This is a genomic window from Mesorhizobium sp. KACC 23794 (assembly GCF_052180275.1).
GTDB lineage: Bacteria > Pseudomonadota > Alphaproteobacteria > Rhizobiales > Rhizobiaceae > Kumtagia.
Genome location: NZ_CP197465.1, coordinates 3,765,464 through 3,780,392, shown reverse-complemented (window position 1 = coordinate 3,780,392; position 14,929 = coordinate 3,765,464). Strand labels below are relative to the sequence as shown.

The window sequence follows — 14,929 nt, the reverse complement described above, 5'->3', positions numbered from 1 at the left end:
TCACCTCTCATTGGACGCTCCTTCGCCGGAAGGCATTTCCTTCCAGGCCGGCATCAGGATGCGGAACGTCGTTCCGCGCGTTGTCGAGTCGCATTCGATGATGCCGCCATGCTCGCCGACAATCTTGGCCACCAGCGCCAGTCCCAGGCCGGAACCGTTGGGTTTCGTGGTGATGAACGGATCGAACAGGATCGGCAGCAGGTCTTCGGGAACGCCGGACCCGTTGTCGTGCACGCAGAATTCCAGCGGCAGCGACACCCTGTCCTGCGATCCCGCCACCGAAACCCGGATGCCGGGCCGGAACGCCGTGGACAGCGTGATCTCGGCGGAAGGCGAATTGCCCGTCGCCTCGGCGGCGTTCTTGATCAGGTTCAAAAACACCTGCACGAGCTGGTCGCGGTTCGCATAGACCGAAGGCAGCGATGGATCGTAATCCTCGAAGATCTTGATCTTGCTTCCAAATCCGTTCCTGGCGATCGCCTTCACATGGTCGAGCACGACATGGATGTTGACCGGATGCCGGTCGATCGGGCGCTCGTCGGAAAACACCTCCATGCGGTCGACCAGCGAGACGATCCGATCGGTCTCGTCGGTGATCAGCCGGGTCAGCGCCCGGTCCTCGTCGGAAACCACGGTCTCCAGCAATTGCGCCGCGCCGCGTATACCCGACAGCGGGTTCTTGATCTCATGCGCCAGCATGGCGGCGAGACCGGTCACCGAGCGGGCCGCGCCGCGATGCGTCATCTGCCGGTCGATCTTGTCGGCCATCGACCGTTCCTGGAACATGACGACCACAGAGCCCGGCAGTTCGGGCACCGGTGCGACATAAAGGTCGACCACCCGCTCGATGCCGAGGCGCGGCGAGGAGATGTCGACGCGATATTCATTGACCGGCGCGGCGCGCTCGCGCACCTGGTCGACCAGCGTCAGGATCGGGCTGCCGAAAGGCACGAACTTCGCCAGCGTGGCCCGCGCCAGCATAGCAGCGCTGGAGCGGAAGAAATCCTCGGCATCGGCATTGGCGTAGACGATCAGCCCGCTCGGGCCGATCATGATGACGGGCCGGCGGATCGTGTTGAGCACGATCTGGGCGGCCGCTTCCGGGCCGGGCGGCGGTGAGGCGATGTTCATGCCGCGCTCCTCATTGCCGAAATCTCCTCAGCGTCCGCAAAGGTGCGGCGCAGCGCCTGGGCGACGGCCGGCGGCTCGGTCGATCGCAGGATCGTCGCGCGCAACTCCGCAGTGGTCAGCGGCGCATGCCGGTCGAGATACCAGCCAAGGTGTTTCCTCGCCTGCCGCAGGCCGCTCTCGACGCCGTAGAGCGCCAGCATGTCCTCATAGTGCGCAACGACATAGTCGGCGAGTGCTGCGCCCTGTGGCGGCTCTACGCCGCCATCAGCACCCGCCCCGGCGGCGACAGAACCCGCAGTCCACGGCGCGCCATAATTCGCTCGGCCCACCATCACCGCGTCGGCGCCGGACTGTTCAAGCACGGCCTCGGCATCCGCGACAGTCCCGACATCGCCGTTCGCCACCACCGGGATCGACACCGCCTCCTTGACGCGCCTGATCGCCCGCCAGTCCGCCTTGCCCTCATAGAACTGGCAGCGGGTGCGCCCGTGGATGGTTACCATGCGCACGCCGGCATTTTCCGCTCGCCGCGCCAGCGCCGGCGCGTTCAGCGCGTCCTCGTCCCAGCCGAGCCGCATCTTCACCGTCACCGGCACCTCGACCGCGCCGACCACCGCGTCGATCAGCGTCAGCGCATGGTCGAGGTCGCGCATCAGCGCCGACCCGGCATAGCCGCCCGTCACCTTCTTGGCCGGGCAGCCCATGTTGATGTCGACGATGTCCGCGCCCTCGCCCGCCGCGATGCGCGCGCCTTCGGCCATGTGCCCCGCCTCGCGCCCGGCAAGCTGCACCATATGCACATCGAGCCCGGAATGGCGGATGCGCAATTGCGAGCCTGCGCGGCCCTTCGCCAGTTCGCCGCTGGCCACCATCTCGGACACGACGAGGCCGGCGCCGTGCGCGTGCGCACGCGACCGGAATGCCTGGTCGGTGATGCCCGACATCGGCGCCAGGAAGACCCGGTTGCGGATCGTTACGTTGCCGACCGCGAGCGGCTGGGCTAATTTTGAAATGTCAGCCATGCACAAAAACGAAGCAACTTTCTTGCATGCTCAATTCCTAGACAGAATCCGCTCGGACTGCAACCGCCAGCGCATTGGAAAATGTCGGATACGGCGGAAAGCGCTGGCCCTCGGATTTCCCAGCGACTAAGCCTCTCGCATGAATGCCCCGATCACCAAGGCCGAGGAACGCCGCGTCGCCGTCGTCATTGTCGCAGCCGGACGCGGCGAGCGCGCGGGCTCCGCCGAAGGGCCGAAGCAATACCGGACGATCGACGGCAGGCCGGTCATAAGCCGCTCGATTGAAGTTTTTCTGCGGCATAAGGCGATCGGCCCGGTCGTCGTCGTCATCCATCCTGACGACCACGAGCTTTTTGCCGAGGCGGCTGGCTTGCTTGCCAAAAGGGTCATCACCGTCGAGGGCGGCGCAACGCGGCAGGATTCGGTGCGGCTCGGCCTGCAGGCGCTCCGCGAGGCATCTCCCGCAAAGGTGCTGATCCATGACGCCGCCCGGCCCTTTGTCGATTCGGCACTCGTCGACCGCACGATCGAAGCCATCGGCGAGCGCCAGGCCGCGCTCCCGGCGCTTGCGGTCTCAGATACGCTGAAACGCGGCGGCGGCGATGGAACGGTGTCGGAGACCGTCTCGCGCAACGGCCTTTACGCCGCGCAGACCCCACAGGGTTTTCCCTTCTGGCCGATCCATGCGGCGCATATGAAGGCGCATCATGCCGGAAAGACCGACTTTACCGACGACGCGGCGATCGCCGAATGGACCGGCATTCCAGTCAAGCTGGTCGAGGGGTCGCCGGTCAACATCAAACTCACCTGGGCGCGGGATATCGAAATGGCGGACCAGCGACTTTCCGGCACGCGCTTTCCCGATGTGCGTACCGGCAACGGCTATGACGTGCACTGTTTCGAGGAAGGCGACCATGTCTGGCTGTGCGGCGTGAAAATTCCACATGGCAAAAAACTGTCCGGCCATTCCGACGCCGATGTCGGCCTGCATGCGCTGACCGACGCCTTGCTTGCCACGCGCGGCGCCGGCGACATCGGCACGCATTTCCCACCCTCCGATCCGCAATGGAAGGGAGCGCGCTCCCGCATCTTCGTCGAGCACGCCGCCTCGCTTGTTCGCGCCGCCGGCGGGCGCATCGCCAATGCCGACATCACCTTGATCTGCGAGGCGCCGCGCGTCGGTCCGCACCGAGCGGCGATGACGGCGGCGATCTCGGAAATGCTCGGCGTCGACCCGGGCCGCATATCCGTGAAAGCCACCACCAACGAAAAACTGGGCTTCATCGGCCGCGAGGAAGGCATCGCCGCCATCGCCACCGCGACCGTCATCTATCCGGGAGAAGTCTCCGCATGACCGAGATTGCCGACCTCGCCAACCGCTTCCTGCAGGCCTGCGCGGCAAGAAAAATCCTCTCCGCCACCGCCGAATCCTGCACCGGCGGACTGATCATCGCGACGCTGACCGACATCCCCGGTTCGTCCTCGATGGTCGACCGGGGTTTCATCACCTATTCCAACGAAGCCAAGATGGAGATGCTCGGCGTCCGCAAAGCCACGCTCGACGCTCACGGAGCGGTCTCGCGCGAGACCGCTCTGGAGATGGCGGCCGGCGCGCTGAAAAACTCCCGCGCCGGCATAACGCTCGCTGTCACCGGCATCGCCGGCCCGGATGGCGGGTCAGCTGAAAAGCCGGTCGGGTTGGTCTGGTTCGGGCTGGCGCTTACCGGCCATGAACCTGTCGCCGAAAAACGCATCTTCGACAATAACGGCCGCGACCATATCAGGCGCGAAACCGTGCGGGTCGCATTGGAAATCGGTATCGAGGCACTTACGCCCTCTCGTCTACACAACCGAGAATAAAGTCTTTCAACTCTGCAAGCGCGCCCCCGGCGCCCACGGCGTCGATCAAGCTCTCGAATAACGTGTCGATGAGGTCGATGATCTTTTCGAACCACCGGCTGCCGCCAAACAGATTGTAGACGCCGGTCCAATGACTGATGACGTCGAGTTTGAATTTCAGCGAGGAACCGGTTAGCCCATGATCCTCACGAGTCTGGCTTGACGTGTCCTTCAGCCTGTTCCGAAGATTTGCGAAACGCGCGGTGGCCTGATTTGCCGGTGATTCGCCCACGGCGTTCCACGCATTTTGCATGGCCGGCATCAGGCGCTTGAGGATCAGCTTGGTCCCCCGGCTGTCTTCTCCCGTCTTGACAACATCGGTCAAGAAATTTTCAAGCTCGACTAAAAACCTGTCAAGCCTCTCAATATCAGTTCCAGCGTCGGTAAAATCAAAATTTGGTTTATACATGCAGATTCCTCCCGAATTGCATTATTAATAATATAGTATCACGATATTTCCTGCCGATCTAGGTCCGAGAAAACCTAGGTCAAAACAAATTTTCTAGAATCAAATGAGGCGCTTTTGGAATCGGCGCACTGCGTATATGTTCACATAAACACTGGAAAAGAAACGCAGTTGCAGCGCGTCGAAGAATCAGTTTTGTTAGCTATATCGGGTTTCGAGCAGCATCGGCGCGTTTCTCGAACGCCTCGGCGAACATGCGGAAAGCCCGGTCGAACATCGAGCCCATGACCATGCCGAGCAGCCTGTTCTTGAACTCGTAGTCGATGGAAAATCCGATCTGGCATTCGCCCTGCCCGGCCGGCTCGAAGCGCCAGACATTGCTCAGATATTTGAACGGCCCATCTATGTATTTGACATCGATGCGGTTTTCGGCCGGCTTCAGATGCACCTGGCTGGTGAAGGTCTCGCGGATCGCCTTGTAACCCACGGTCATGTCGGCGACCAGGATGGTCTGGCCGTCGCGTTCCTTGCGCGAGCGCACCGCCAGCGCCTCGCAAAGCGGCAGGAATTCCGGATATTTCTCGACATCCGCCACCAGCGCGAACATCTCTTCCGGCCGGTGCCGGACATGCCTTGTCGTCTCGAATTTCGGCATCGGCCGGAGTGCCTCAGACCGCCTTCTTCAGCATGCCCTCGCGCGCCGCGCGGAGCCTTGCGAAGTCGTCGCCGGCATGGTGCGAAGAGCGGGTCAGCGGGCTCGAGGCCATCACCAGGAAACCCTTGGAAAGTCCAATGGTTTCAAAGGACTTGAACTCGTCCGGCGTGACGAATTTCTTCACCGGATGGTGCTTCTTCGAGGGCTGCAGATACTGGCCGATGGTCATGAAATCGACGTCGGCGGAGCGCAGATCGTCCATCAGTTGCAGCACTTCGTGCCGCTCCTCGCCAAGCCCGACCATGATGCCCGACTTGGTGAAGATCGACGGATCGAGTTCCTTCACCCGCTGCAGGAGCCGGATCGAATGGAAGTAGCGGGCGCCCGGCCTGACCGTCAGATAGTTCGACGGCACTGTCTCCAAATTATGGTTGAACACATCTGGCTTCGCTGCGACCACGATCTCCAGCGCGCCTTCCTTGCGCAAGAAATCCGGCGTCAGGATTTCTATTGTCGTGGAAGGGTTTAGCGCGCGGATGTTGCGGATCACCGCGGCGAAATGCCGGGCGCCGCCATCGTCCAGATCGTCCCGGTCGACGGAGGTGATGACCACATGCTGCAGCTCCATCTTGCGCACGGCCCGCGCCACGCTGCCAGGTTCGGTCGGGTCGAGCGGGCCGGGGCGCCCGGTGGCGACATTGCAGAAGGCGCAGGCGCGAGTGCAGATCTCGCCCATGATCATGAAGGTCGCGTGCTTCTTGTCCCAGCACTCGCCGATGTTCGGGCAGCCGGCTTCCTCGCACACGGTGACCAGATTGTGCGAGCGCACGATTTCGCGGGTCTCGGCATAACCCTTTGAATTCGGAGCCCTTACCCGAATCCAGTCAGGCTTGCGCGCGACTTCCTGATCGGGCCGATGGGCCTTTTCCGGGTGGCGCGGCTTCGGCTCGCTCTTCTTGCGTGGGTCGTTCTGGAGGAGGTCTATGGTGACCATGAAGTCTCCCGCGATCTGCGTCGCTAGGACTTAAGCGTCAAGCCGCCCCAGAGCAAGAGACAAGCCGCATGTCTGACCTGTCGAAACGCCGATGCGCGGTCATGCAGCCGCGTGCCCGACATGCGGCTGGAAGCGGCATCGGGCGCATACAATCGCGTCTTTGCATGCTATCGTCGGCGCCATACCGGTGGAGGGCAAGATGCCGTTCGAGGTTGCGACCAATGTCCGCTGCGATGGCTCGGGATATCTCTATCCCGGCGGGGCGGAAGCCTACGAACGCGAACTGCTCGCCATCACATCCAACGTCAGGGGAACGAACACCGGCAGGACCCTTCTCGGCTTCTTTGCCCTTCGGCAGCGGCAGGTGACGATCCGCCCGCTGGGGGTCGTCGATCCGCATGGCACCGATCAAAGCTCGCCTGCTTCGGGCAAGGCACATTCGGACCTGGGCGCCCATCCGATCGATGCCTTCTGGCGCAACGTTCAACCGCGCGACATTCAGGGGCGTGTCGTCCCAGGTGTGGCAAGAGGCACCGGGCGCGGGGTCGACACGACGATCAGTTTCACGCCGCTCGTCTTCAGCCAGGATCCGGAAACACAGGCGGACGCGGTACTCGTGCACGAGTTGTTTCACTCGATGCGGTCAGCTTTCGGCATGTCGGAGCGGCAACCGCTGGGTCCGGATTTCCGCAACGCCGAGGAGATGTACTCGATTTTCGTCGAGAACATGCATCGTGTCGAACGCGGCTACGGCCTGCGCAGCAGCCATCGCCGCCAGCAAATGAGCATCGATCCTTCGTCCGGCGGCACCCATCACCGCATGGCCGACAATCCGCTGTTCCACGAACCGATGCGCCGCATTTCAGCAATGATGCCGACCATCGTCAATGCGCTGGCGCGCATCGACATCTCCTACAATCCGTTCAGGGACTGGCTGGACTACGTCCGCAGCCATCCGAACGCAGGGCTGCGTCCGCACGCTTCCGCGGCCAACTGAGAAATGTTCAGCGCCGAACCAGCCGTCCGACGAAGATCAGCAGGCAGGCGCCGATGAAGCCGGTGATCAGATAGGCGATCCAGCCGACGCCGAAGATGCCGATGTTCAACGCGTTCAGGATGGCATTGAGCACGATCGCGCCGACGATACCCAGGATGATGTTCATGAAGATGCCCATATTGCTCTTCATGAACATTTCGGCCAGCCATCCAGCCAAACCGCCGATAATGATGGCTGCAATCCAGCCGACACCGTTCACGTCCATGATTGCCCTCATGCAATTAAAAAATCAGCTGCATAACGGACACGGCGCCATTCGGTTCCGGCCGCACGGCGATCAGGCGTTCAGCGCGCGGCCGTAGGCGTCAAGCACGCTTTCCTTCATCATCTCCGACAGCGTCGGATGCGGGAAGATCGTGTGCATCAGTTCTTCCTCGGTGGTCTCGAGGTTCATGGCGACGACGAAACCCTGGATGAGTTCGGTGACTTCGGCGCCGACCATATGGGCGCCGAGCAACTGCCCGGTCTTCTTGTCGAACACCGTCTTGACCAGGCCCTGGTCCTCGCCCAGCGCCACCGCCTTGCCGTTGGCGACGAAGGGGAAACGCCCGACGCGCACGTCGTAGCCGGCTTCCTTGGCCTTGGCTTCGGTCAGTCCGACGGAGGCGACCTGCGGGTTGCAGTAGGTGCAGCCGGGGATCTTCAGCTTGTCCATCGGATGGACGTTGAGCCCGGCAATCTTCTCGACGCAGACCACGCCTTCGTGCTCGGCCTTGTGGGCCAGCATCGGCGGGCCTGCGACATCGCCGATGGCATAGATGCCGGGCACGTTGGTGCGGCAGTAGCCATCGATGACGATGACACCGCGCTCGGTCTTCACGCCGAGAGCCTCCAGGCCGATGTTCTCGATGTTGGCCTGCACGCCGACGGCCGAGATCAGCCGGTCGGCGGTGATCTTCTGCGTCTTGCCGTCCTTGGTCTCGACATGAGCGGTCACCGAATCCGCTGATTTCTCGACCTTGGTGACCTTGGCGTCGAGCAGGATCTTCATGCCCTGCTTGTCGAACTGCTTTTTGGCCAACGCCGAAATCTCGGCGTCTTCGACCGGCATGACCTGCGAAAGCAGTTCGACCACGGTCACGTCGACGCCCATGGTACGGTAGAAGGACGCGAACTCGATCCCAATGGCGCCGGAGCCCATGACCAGCAGCGACTTCGGCATCTGCTGCGGCACCATCGCCTCGAAATAGGTCCAGATCAGTTTTCCGTCCGGCTCTATGCCCGGCAGGGCGCGTGGCCGCGCGCCGGTGGCGACGATGATATGTTTTGCCGTGTAGGTGCCCTCGCCCAGCGTGTTCTTCGGAACCGGACCCATCGGTTCCATGGGCTTCTTGGTCGTCTTCGACACGACGATCTCACCTGGCTTGGTCAGCTTGGCCTCGCCCCAGATCACGTCGACCTTGTTCTTCTTCATCAGGAAGCCGACGCCGTTGTTCATGCGCTGGGCGATGCCGCGCGACCGGTCGACGATCGCCTTCAGATCGGGCGAGACGCTACCTTCCAGTTTCAGGCCGTAGCTCTTGGCGTGCTCGGCATAGTGGAAAATCTCGGCCGTCCGAAGCAGCGCCTTGGTCGGTATGCAGCCCCAGTTGGAGCAGATGCCGGCCAGATGCTCGCGCTCGACGATCGCCGTCTTGAGGCCGAGTTGTGCTGCGCGGATCGCGGCGACATAACCGCCTGGACCGGAGCCGATGATGATGACGTCATAGGATGCAGCCATGACGGATTCCTTCCTAGATATTCAGGGTCTTTTTCACCAGCGGCGCCAAGGCCTTGCCGATGGCACGCGTGTTCTCGGCGTCGAGATGGACGCCGTCGAGCGGCGTGGTCTTGGCGACCGTGCCAGCGTCGAAGAAGCCGCAGTCGATCTCTTTCGCCAACGCATCATAATAGCTCGCGAGGTGTTTTGACGCCTCGTTGCCGCCGGCAAAAGCCGAGGTGAACTCGACATTGTCGGTGCGGCTGACCTGCGGCGGGGAGACGATGATCAGTTTTGGCGCGGAAGCTGCCAGTTGATACGGGTGGGTGCGCACGATCTGCGCCAGCCGCGCCATGCCGTTCTTCGAGACGAAGGCATTGCCGTGGATCCACGGTTTCATGTCGTTGGCGCCAAGCATGATAATGACGAGGTCGAGCGGCGAATGCGTGCCGAGCACGCCCGGCAAGGTGCGCGCGCCGTTGCGGTCCTCGCCGGCGAGATGGTCGTCGAAGGCGGTGGTCCGACCGTTCAGACCGTCGGCGATGACATGCACGCCCGGGCCGATTTCGGCCTGAAGCACGGACGGCCAGCGATCGGCCACCGGATGCCGCGACGGGCCTTCGGCATTGTAGCCCCAGGTCAGAGAATCGCCGTAGCAGAGTATGTTCTTCATGACGCTCTTCAGCTTCCTCCAAGTTCAAGGCGCCGCGCGCCGACCCGCCAGCGCACGAACAGCCAGTCCACCAGGATGATCGCCAGGCCGGGCAAGATCAGCCCGGCGACGATCGGCAGATCGGCCTTGAGCATGGCCATGTCGCCACCGACCGCCCAATATTCGAAGCCCAGCAACGCAACCGCAAACAGGGCGAAGATCGCCAGTGACCATTTTGCCGCCGCATCCACCGCTTGCCTCGCATTCGTTGCGAACTGGGCGATGAAGAAGACCAACGCGAACACCAGCCCCAGCAGGACGACGGCGACGAAGACCAGGATATATTCCTCCCGTGCGCCCGTCGCCACCGCCAGTTGCTGCGCAATTATGCCGCCCGCGAGGAACGACAGGAACAGCGTCATGAACGACGTCAGGAAAGCCCGCACCGGAACGATCGGTCACGCGTTGCGCAGTCCGAGCGCCACGACCAGCAGAAACGCCCCGTTGGACAAAAGCTCGATTGCCAGCAGGATGCCCAGCACGGCACCCGCCGAATATGGGAAGTCGGACAGGATCATGACGCCCAGGATGATCGATATAACGCCAGACAAGGCGGCAAAACCCCAGCCGGATACCGGGCGGAGTGAAAAGGCGTACATCACCTTCACCACGCCGAGCACCAGGAAGAGGATCGCCACCAGCATCGTCAGCGACAGCGCACCCGCCAACGGATTGCCGAGCAGTGACACGCCGACCGCCAAAGTCACCACGCCGAGCAGGAGCGACCACAGAAAACCCGGCCAACCCTTGACGCTGAACGCCTGGACGATTTGCAGGACGCCGAACAGCAGGAAGGTCCAGCCTGCAAGCCATACGGCCGTCATCGTCGCCGCGAGTGGATTGAACAGCGCCAATATGCCGCCGACCAGCGAAATCGCGCCGAGAATGGCCAGCCATATCCACGATGCCTTGAGTCTCTGTACCTGTTCGCCCGTAGCCATAGTCCCCTCCTTGGTGGGTAAGTACCGGGGACAGTTTACTTTCTTTCGGCTGAATGGCCGCGGCAGTTCAAAATTCGCGCGGGCCGAAAAAAGCAAACTGTCCCCTGCATTTCCTCAAACCAGCATTCCGATCGGATTTTCGATGTAGCGCTTGAACGCGCCGAGCAGTTCGGCGCCAAGCGCGCCGTCGACGGCGCGGTGGTCGGTAGACAGTGTTACCGACATGACGGTTGCAACCTTTATCTCGCCGTTCTTGACCACCGCTCGCTGCTCGCCGGCGCCGACCGCCAAGATGGTTGCGTGCGGCGGGTTGATGACGGCCGAAAAATCCTTGATGCCGAACATGCCGAGATTGGACACGGCCGTCGTGCCGCCCTGGTATTCTTCCGGCTTCAGTTTTCGCGTCCGGGCGCGGGCCGCCAGATCCTTCATCTCGTTGGCGATGACCGACAGCGTCTTCTGGTCGGCCTTGCGGATGATCGGCGTGATCAGGCCGCCCGGGATCGACACGGCAACGCCGACATCGGCGTGCTTGTGTTTCACCATGGCGGTTTCCGTCCACGAGGCGTTGGCGTCCGGCACATCCATCAGCGCTAGAGCCATCGCCTTGATCACCATGTCGTTGACCGACAGCTTGTAGGCCGGCACCTCGCCCTTGTCGGTCTTCTTCATCGGCGCGGCCGCATTGAGCTCGCCGCGCAGCTTCAGCAGCGCATCGAGTTCGCAATCAAGCGTCAGGTAGAAATGCGGGATCGTGCTCTTCGCCTCCACCAAGCGGCGGGCGATGGTTTTTCGCATGTTGTCATGCGGCACGAGGTCGTAGGAGCCCTGCTCGAAAAGCTTCAGCACCGCGTCGTCCGACATCGGCTTTACAACCGGAGCAGCAGCAGGTGCCGCCTTCGATGCGGGAGCGGCGGTTTCGGCGGCACCCGCCGGCTTCGCGGCAGCCTTCGCGCCGCCAGCGACGGCGGCCTCGACATCGGCCTTGACGACGCGCCCGTGCGGACCGGAGCCCGCGATCGCCGCGACATCGATGCTGGCTTCCTTGGCGATGCGGCGCGCCAGCGGTGAGGCGAAGGTGCGCTCGCCACCCGCATGGCCGTTCGCTGTCGGAGCGGCAGCCTCTGCCTTGGCAGCAGGTTTTGCTTCCTCGGTCTTCGCGGGAGCAGCCTTGGTCGGCTCGGCGGCGGCCGCCGCATTCGCCTTCGGCGCTTCGGCCTTTGCCGGTGCATCGCCGCCCTTGGCCGCGGCGCTTGCATCCTCGCCCTCACCCGCCAGAACGGCGATCAGCGCGTTGACCTTGACGCCCTCGGTGCCGGCCGGCACGAGGAGTTTCGCGACCGTGCCTTCGTCGACGGCCTCGACCTCCATCGTCGCCTTGTCGGTCTCGATCTCGGCAATGATGTCGCCGGGCGAAACCTTGTCGCCCTCCTTGACCAGCCACTTGGAGAGATTGCCTTCCTCCATCGTGGGCGACAGGGCCGGCATGGTGATGTTAATTGGCAAGGCTATCCTCCTCCGGCCGCATCCGCGAGACGTGGTCTAGCTGGATACCACCTATGTTCTTCCCAAGTGAGCTTTCCAGAACAAACTTCAATGTCACGAAGTAAGCGACAGCGCTAACCGCATAGGCAAGATAAGTAACGCTTCGGACCATGGTTTCTGGCAAAATTCCAAACCCTAGAAGCAAGGCAGGAAGAAAGAAGCTCAAAACCACGTTGACAACTATGCCGAAAAGAATTCCGGCGACGGCAGTTTTCCAAAAGACTGACCATGCGAAGCGCCACATGTTGCCACTCTCAGTCACACCTACCCCCGGTACGTCACCGCCTTCACCGCCGCGATCACCTCGCCGACATTCGGCAAAGCGAGCTTTTCGAGGTTCGCCGCATAAGGCATCGGCACGTCCTTGCCGGCAACCGTGATCACCGGGGCGTCGAGGAAGTCGAAGGCTCGCTGCGACACCTGGTTGGCGATGAAGTCGCCGACCGAGGATTGCGGATAGCCCTCCTCGACCACGACCAGCCGGTTGGTCTTCTTCACCGAGGCGATCACCGTATCGAGGTCCATCGGGCGGATGGTCCTGAGGTCGACGATCTCCACGTCGATCCCGAGCTTGGCCAGTTCCGCCTCGGCCTTGACCGCATAGGTCATGCCGATGCCGAACGATACGATGGTGACGTCCCTGCCCTGCTTGTGGATGCGCGCCTTGCCGATCGGCAGGACGAAATCGTCAAGCTTCGGCACGTCGAAGGAGTGGCCGTACAAAATTTCGTTTTCGAGGAAGATGACTGGGTTCGGGTCGCGGATCGCGGCCTTCAGCAGGCCTTTCGCATCGGCCGCCGTATAGGGCATGACGACCTTTAGGCCGGGAATATGGCTGTACCATGCGGCATAATCCTGGCTGTGCTGGGCGGCGACGCGGGCAGCCGCACCGTTCGGGCCGCGGAAGACGATCGGCGCGCCCATCTGGCCGCCCGACATGTAGAGCGTCTTGGCAGCGGAGTTGATGATCTGGTCGATCGCCTGCATGGCGAAGTTGAAGGTCATGAACTCGACGATCGGCTTCAGCCCGGCCATTGCCGCGCCGACGCCGACGCCCGCGAAACCGTGCTCGGTGATCGGCGTGTCGACAACGCGGCGCGGGCCGAATTCCTGCAGCAACCCTTGCGTGATCTTGTAGGCGCCTTGGTACTCGGCGACCTCCTCGCCCATGACGAAGACGTCCTCGTCGCGGCGCATCTCTTCCGCCATGGCGTCGCGCAAGGCTTCGCGTACGGTGGTCGAGACCATTTCGGTACCGGCGGGAATATCGGGATCGGCGGCGATCTCGGTTTTTGGCGCAGCAGCGACGGGTGCAGCGGCTTCACCCTCCTCCTTGCGGGGAGGGTCGCCCGCCTCGGCGGGCGGGGTGGGGGTCGACGCAGGCTGCGCCTCACCCCCAGCCGCGCCTTCGGCGCGACCTCCCCCCTGTGAGGGGGAGGTAAGAGAACCGGCGCTTTCGCCGTCCTGCAGCAGCACGGCGATGACGGCGTTGACCTTCACGCCTTCCGCGCCGGCCGGCACGACGATCTTGCCAAGCACGCCCTCGTCGACGGCCTCGACTTCCATCGTCGCCTTGTCGGTCTCGATCTCGGCGATCACGTCGCCGGCGACGATCTTGTCGCCTTCATTCTTCAGCCATTTGGACAGGTTGCCCTCTTCCATAGTCGGCGACAGGGCGGGCATCAGGATTTCGATCGGCATTGTTCACCCTCCCTCAATGTACGATGTCTGTCCAAAGCTCGGACGCATCCGGCTCCGGATCGGTCTGGGCAAAATCCGCCGCGTCGGCGACGATGTCGCGCACCTCCTTGTCGACAGCCTTGAGCTCGTCCTCCGTCGCCCATTTCTTGTCGATGACGCGCGCCTTGACCTGCTCGATCGGGTCATGCTCGGAGCGCATCTTCTGCACCTCCTCCTTGGTCCGGTATTTTGCGGGATCGGACATGGAGTGGCCGCGATAGCGGTAGGTGAGCATTTCGAGGATGATCGGGCCGTTGCCGGAGCGGCAATGCTCAAGCGCCATCTCGCCGGCCGATTTCACGGCGCGCACGTCCATGCCGTCGACCTGGATGCCGGGGATGCGGAAGGAAGCGCCGCGCTGCGAGAAATCGGTCTCGGCCGACGAGCGCGCCACCGATGTGCCCATGGCGTATCGGTTGTTCTCGATCACATAGATGACCGGCAGCTTCCACAGCGAGGCCATGTTGAAGCTCTCGTAGACCTGGCCCTGGTTGGCGGCGCCGTCGCCGAAGAAGGTCAGCGAGACGTTCTTGTTGCCGCGATAGCGGTTGGCGAAGGCCAGGCCGGTGCCGAGCGACACCTGCGCGCCGACGATGCCGTGGCCGCCATAGAAATTCTTCTCCTTGGAGAACATGTGCATGGAACCGCCCTTGCCACGCGAAAGGCCGCCCCGGCGCCCCGTCAGTTCGGCCATCACGCCTCGGGGCGAAAGCTCCATGGCCAGCATATGGCCATGATCGCGGTAGGCGGTGATCATCTGGTCGCCCTCGATCATCGCCAGCTTCAAGCCGGTGACGACCGCCTCCTGGCCGATATAAAGGTGGCAGAAACCGCCGATGAAACCCATGCCGTAGAGTTGGCCGGCCTTCTCCTCAAATCGCCGGATCAGCAACATGCCGCGATAGGCGGCAAGTTCCTGTTCCTTGCTGAAATCCGCCGGCTTCGGCGTTGTCGGGGTTGGCTGGGACTTCCCGTCCGCCTTTGATTTGGCGGACGATTTCCTGGCGGCCTGGGCCATGCAATCGCTCCCTGGAAACTGTCTCTTGTCGGACATACGGGAGCCGTTGCAGCTCCTACGTTACTCAGGAAGCTAGCATGTGGAACGGCATTCGGCCATGCGAAAAAATG

At 62.6% G+C, this 14,929-nt stretch carries 17 protein-coding genes; 3 read left to right on the top strand and 14 right to left on the bottom strand.

Annotated features, from left to right (window positions below; translation table 11 throughout):
• Complete coding sequence (locus ACSBOB_RS18440) at positions 1 to 1,131, bottom strand: two-component system sensor histidine kinase NtrB (protein ID WP_442577556.1); 1,131 nt, start codon at positions 1,129 to 1,131, stop codon at positions 1 to 3.
• On the bottom strand, positions 1,128 to 2,153 hold the full coding sequence (gene dusB / locus ACSBOB_RS18435) for a tRNA dihydrouridine synthase DusB (RefSeq protein WP_442577555.1): 1,026 nt from the start codon (positions 2,151 to 2,153) through the stop codon (positions 1,128 to 1,130). Before dusB ends, ACSBOB_RS18440 begins: the two co-directional genes overlap by 4 nt.
• Before the next feature lie 139 nt (positions 2,154 to 2,292).
• Here dusB and ACSBOB_RS18430 point away from each other — a divergent pair, with 139 nt between their 5' ends.
• Positions 2,293 to 3,507: a bifunctional 2-C-methyl-D-erythritol 4-phosphate cytidylyltransferase/2-C-methyl-D-erythritol 2,4-cyclodiphosphate synthase gene (locus tag ACSBOB_RS18430; RefSeq protein WP_442577554.1), complete on the top strand. Its 1,215-nt coding sequence runs from the start codon at positions 2,293 to 2,295 to the stop codon at positions 3,505 to 3,507.
• Entirely contained in the window at positions 3,504 to 4,013 is a 510-nt protein-coding gene (locus ACSBOB_RS18425) for a CinA family protein (protein ID WP_442577553.1), read from the top strand. The genes ACSBOB_RS18430 and ACSBOB_RS18425 overlap by 4 nt, the downstream gene beginning before the upstream one ends.
• Here ACSBOB_RS18425 and ACSBOB_RS18420 read toward each other — a convergent pair.
• The 3 genes from ACSBOB_RS18420 to lipA form a co-directional block, all read right to left on the bottom strand.
• Positions 3,982 to 4,461, bottom strand: coding sequence for a hypothetical protein (locus ACSBOB_RS18420; RefSeq protein WP_442577552.1), 480 nt, complete (start codon positions 4,459 to 4,461; stop codon positions 3,982 to 3,984). The genes ACSBOB_RS18425 and ACSBOB_RS18420 overlap by 32 nt on opposite strands.
• 199 nt (positions 4,462 to 4,660) lie before the next feature.
• Positions 4,661 to 5,113 carry a type II toxin-antitoxin system RatA family toxin gene (locus ACSBOB_RS18415; protein ID WP_442577551.1) on the bottom strand — a complete coding sequence of 151 codons (453 nt, stop codon included), beginning with the start codon at positions 5,111 to 5,113 and terminating at the stop codon, positions 4,661 to 4,663.
• 13 nt (positions 5,114 to 5,126) lie between these two features.
• A complete protein-coding gene (lipA, locus tag ACSBOB_RS18410) occupies positions 5,127 to 6,107 on the bottom strand; it encodes a lipoyl synthase (protein ID WP_442577550.1) in 981 nt (326 codons plus the stop codon).
• Between the two features lie 199 nt (positions 6,108 to 6,306).
• On the opposite strand from lipA, the gene ACSBOB_RS18405 reads away from it, so the two are divergent.
• Positions 6,307 to 7,104, top strand: a complete 798-nt coding sequence (locus ACSBOB_RS18405) for a hypothetical protein (RefSeq protein ID WP_442577549.1) — start codon at positions 6,307 to 6,309, stop codon at positions 7,102 to 7,104.
• Positions 7,105 to 7,111: 7 nt separating this feature from the next.
• Here the strand turns inward: ACSBOB_RS18405 and ACSBOB_RS18400 are convergent, their stop codons facing one another.
• From ACSBOB_RS18400 to pdhA, 9 genes are all read right to left on the bottom strand, one after another.
• Positions 7,112 to 7,369, bottom strand: coding sequence for a GlsB/YeaQ/YmgE family stress response membrane protein (locus ACSBOB_RS18400; RefSeq protein ID WP_442577548.1), 258 nt, complete (start codon positions 7,367 to 7,369; stop codon positions 7,112 to 7,114).
• 72 nt (positions 7,370 to 7,441) lie between these two features.
• A complete protein-coding gene (lpdA, locus tag ACSBOB_RS18395; RefSeq protein ID WP_442577547.1) occupies positions 7,442 to 8,884 on the bottom strand; it encodes a dihydrolipoyl dehydrogenase in 1,443 nt (480 codons plus the stop codon).
• 13 nt (positions 8,885 to 8,897) lie between these two features.
• The gene (locus ACSBOB_RS18390; RefSeq protein WP_442577546.1) at positions 8,898 to 9,536 is read right to left on the bottom strand and encodes an SGNH/GDSL hydrolase family protein; all 639 of its coding nucleotides are present in this window, start codon (positions 9,534 to 9,536) and stop codon (positions 8,898 to 8,900) included.
• A gap of 8 nt (positions 9,537 to 9,544) precedes the next feature.
• Positions 9,545 to 9,961, bottom strand: coding sequence for a hypothetical protein (locus ACSBOB_RS18385; protein WP_442577545.1), 417 nt, complete (start codon positions 9,959 to 9,961; stop codon positions 9,545 to 9,547).
• A gap of 12 nt (positions 9,962 to 9,973) precedes the next feature.
• A complete protein-coding gene (locus ACSBOB_RS18380; RefSeq protein WP_442577544.1) occupies positions 9,974 to 10,516 on the bottom strand; it encodes an HdeD family acid-resistance protein in 543 nt (180 codons plus the stop codon).
• 114 nt (positions 10,517 to 10,630) lie between these two features.
• Positions 10,631 to 12,022, bottom strand: coding sequence for a pyruvate dehydrogenase complex dihydrolipoamide acetyltransferase (locus ACSBOB_RS18375; protein ID WP_442577543.1), 1,392 nt, complete (start codon positions 12,020 to 12,022; stop codon positions 10,631 to 10,633).
• Positions 12,012 to 12,305, bottom strand: a complete 294-nt coding sequence (locus ACSBOB_RS18370) for a hypothetical protein (protein WP_442577542.1) — start codon at positions 12,303 to 12,305, stop codon at positions 12,012 to 12,014. Before ACSBOB_RS18370 ends, ACSBOB_RS18375 begins: the two co-directional genes overlap by 11 nt.
• 20 nt (positions 12,306 to 12,325) lie before the next feature.
• Positions 12,326 to 13,762, bottom strand: coding sequence for a pyruvate dehydrogenase complex E1 component subunit beta (locus ACSBOB_RS18365; protein ID WP_442577541.1), 1,437 nt, complete (start codon positions 13,760 to 13,762; stop codon positions 12,326 to 12,328).
• A 13-nt stretch (positions 13,763 to 13,775) separates the two neighbouring features.
• The gene (gene pdhA / locus ACSBOB_RS18360; protein WP_442577540.1) at positions 13,776 to 14,819 is read right to left on the bottom strand and encodes a pyruvate dehydrogenase (acetyl-transferring) E1 component subunit alpha; all 1,044 of its coding nucleotides are present in this window, start codon (positions 14,817 to 14,819) and stop codon (positions 13,776 to 13,778) included.
• Between the last annotated feature and the right edge of the window lie 110 nt (positions 14,820 to 14,929).

Coding starts and splice junctions, on each gene's coding strand:
- ACSBOB_RS18440 (WP_442577556.1), bottom strand. CDS start 1,131: ATGAACATCGCCTCACCGCCGCCCGGCCCGGAAGCGGCCGCCCAGATC.
- dusB (WP_442577555.1), bottom strand. CDS start 2,153: ATGGCTGACATTTCAAAATTAGCCCAGCCGCTCGCGGTCGGCAACGTA.
- ACSBOB_RS18430 (WP_442577554.1), top strand. CDS start 2,293: ATGAATGCCCCGATCACCAAGGCCGAGGAACGCCGCGTCGCCGTCGTC.
- ACSBOB_RS18425 (WP_442577553.1), top strand. CDS start 3,504: ATGACCGAGATTGCCGACCTCGCCAACCGCTTCCTGCAGGCCTGCGCG.
- ACSBOB_RS18420 (WP_442577552.1), bottom strand. CDS start 4,461: ATGTATAAACCAAATTTTGATTTTACCGACGCTGGAACTGATATTGAG.
- ACSBOB_RS18415 (WP_442577551.1), bottom strand. CDS start 5,113: ATGCCGAAATTCGAGACGACAAGGCATGTCCGGCACCGGCCGGAAGAG.
- lipA (WP_442577550.1), bottom strand. CDS start 6,107: ATGGTCACCATAGACCTCCTCCAGAACGACCCACGCAAGAAGAGCGAG.
- ACSBOB_RS18405 (WP_442577549.1), top strand. CDS start 6,307: ATGCCGTTCGAGGTTGCGACCAATGTCCGCTGCGATGGCTCGGGATAT.
- ACSBOB_RS18400 (WP_442577548.1), bottom strand. CDS start 7,369: ATGGACGTGAACGGTGTCGGCTGGATTGCAGCCATCATTATCGGCGGT.
- lpdA (WP_442577547.1), bottom strand. CDS start 8,884: ATGGCTGCATCCTATGACGTCATCATCATCGGCTCCGGTCCAGGCGGT.
- ACSBOB_RS18390 (WP_442577546.1), bottom strand. CDS start 9,536: ATGAAGAACATACTCTGCTACGGCGATTCTCTGACCTGGGGCTACAAT.
- ACSBOB_RS18380 (WP_442577544.1), bottom strand. CDS start 10,516: ATGGCTACGGGCGAACAGGTACAGAGACTCAAGGCATCGTGGATATGG.
- ACSBOB_RS18370 (WP_442577542.1), bottom strand. CDS start 12,305: ATGTGGCGCTTCGCATGGTCAGTCTTTTGGAAAACTGCCGTCGCCGGA.
- ACSBOB_RS18365 (WP_442577541.1), bottom strand. CDS start 13,762: ATGCCGATCGAAATCCTGATGCCCGCCCTGTCGCCGACTATGGAAGAG.
- pdhA (WP_442577540.1), bottom strand. CDS start 14,819: ATGGCCCAGGCCGCCAGGAAATCGTCCGCCAAATCAAAGGCGGACGGG.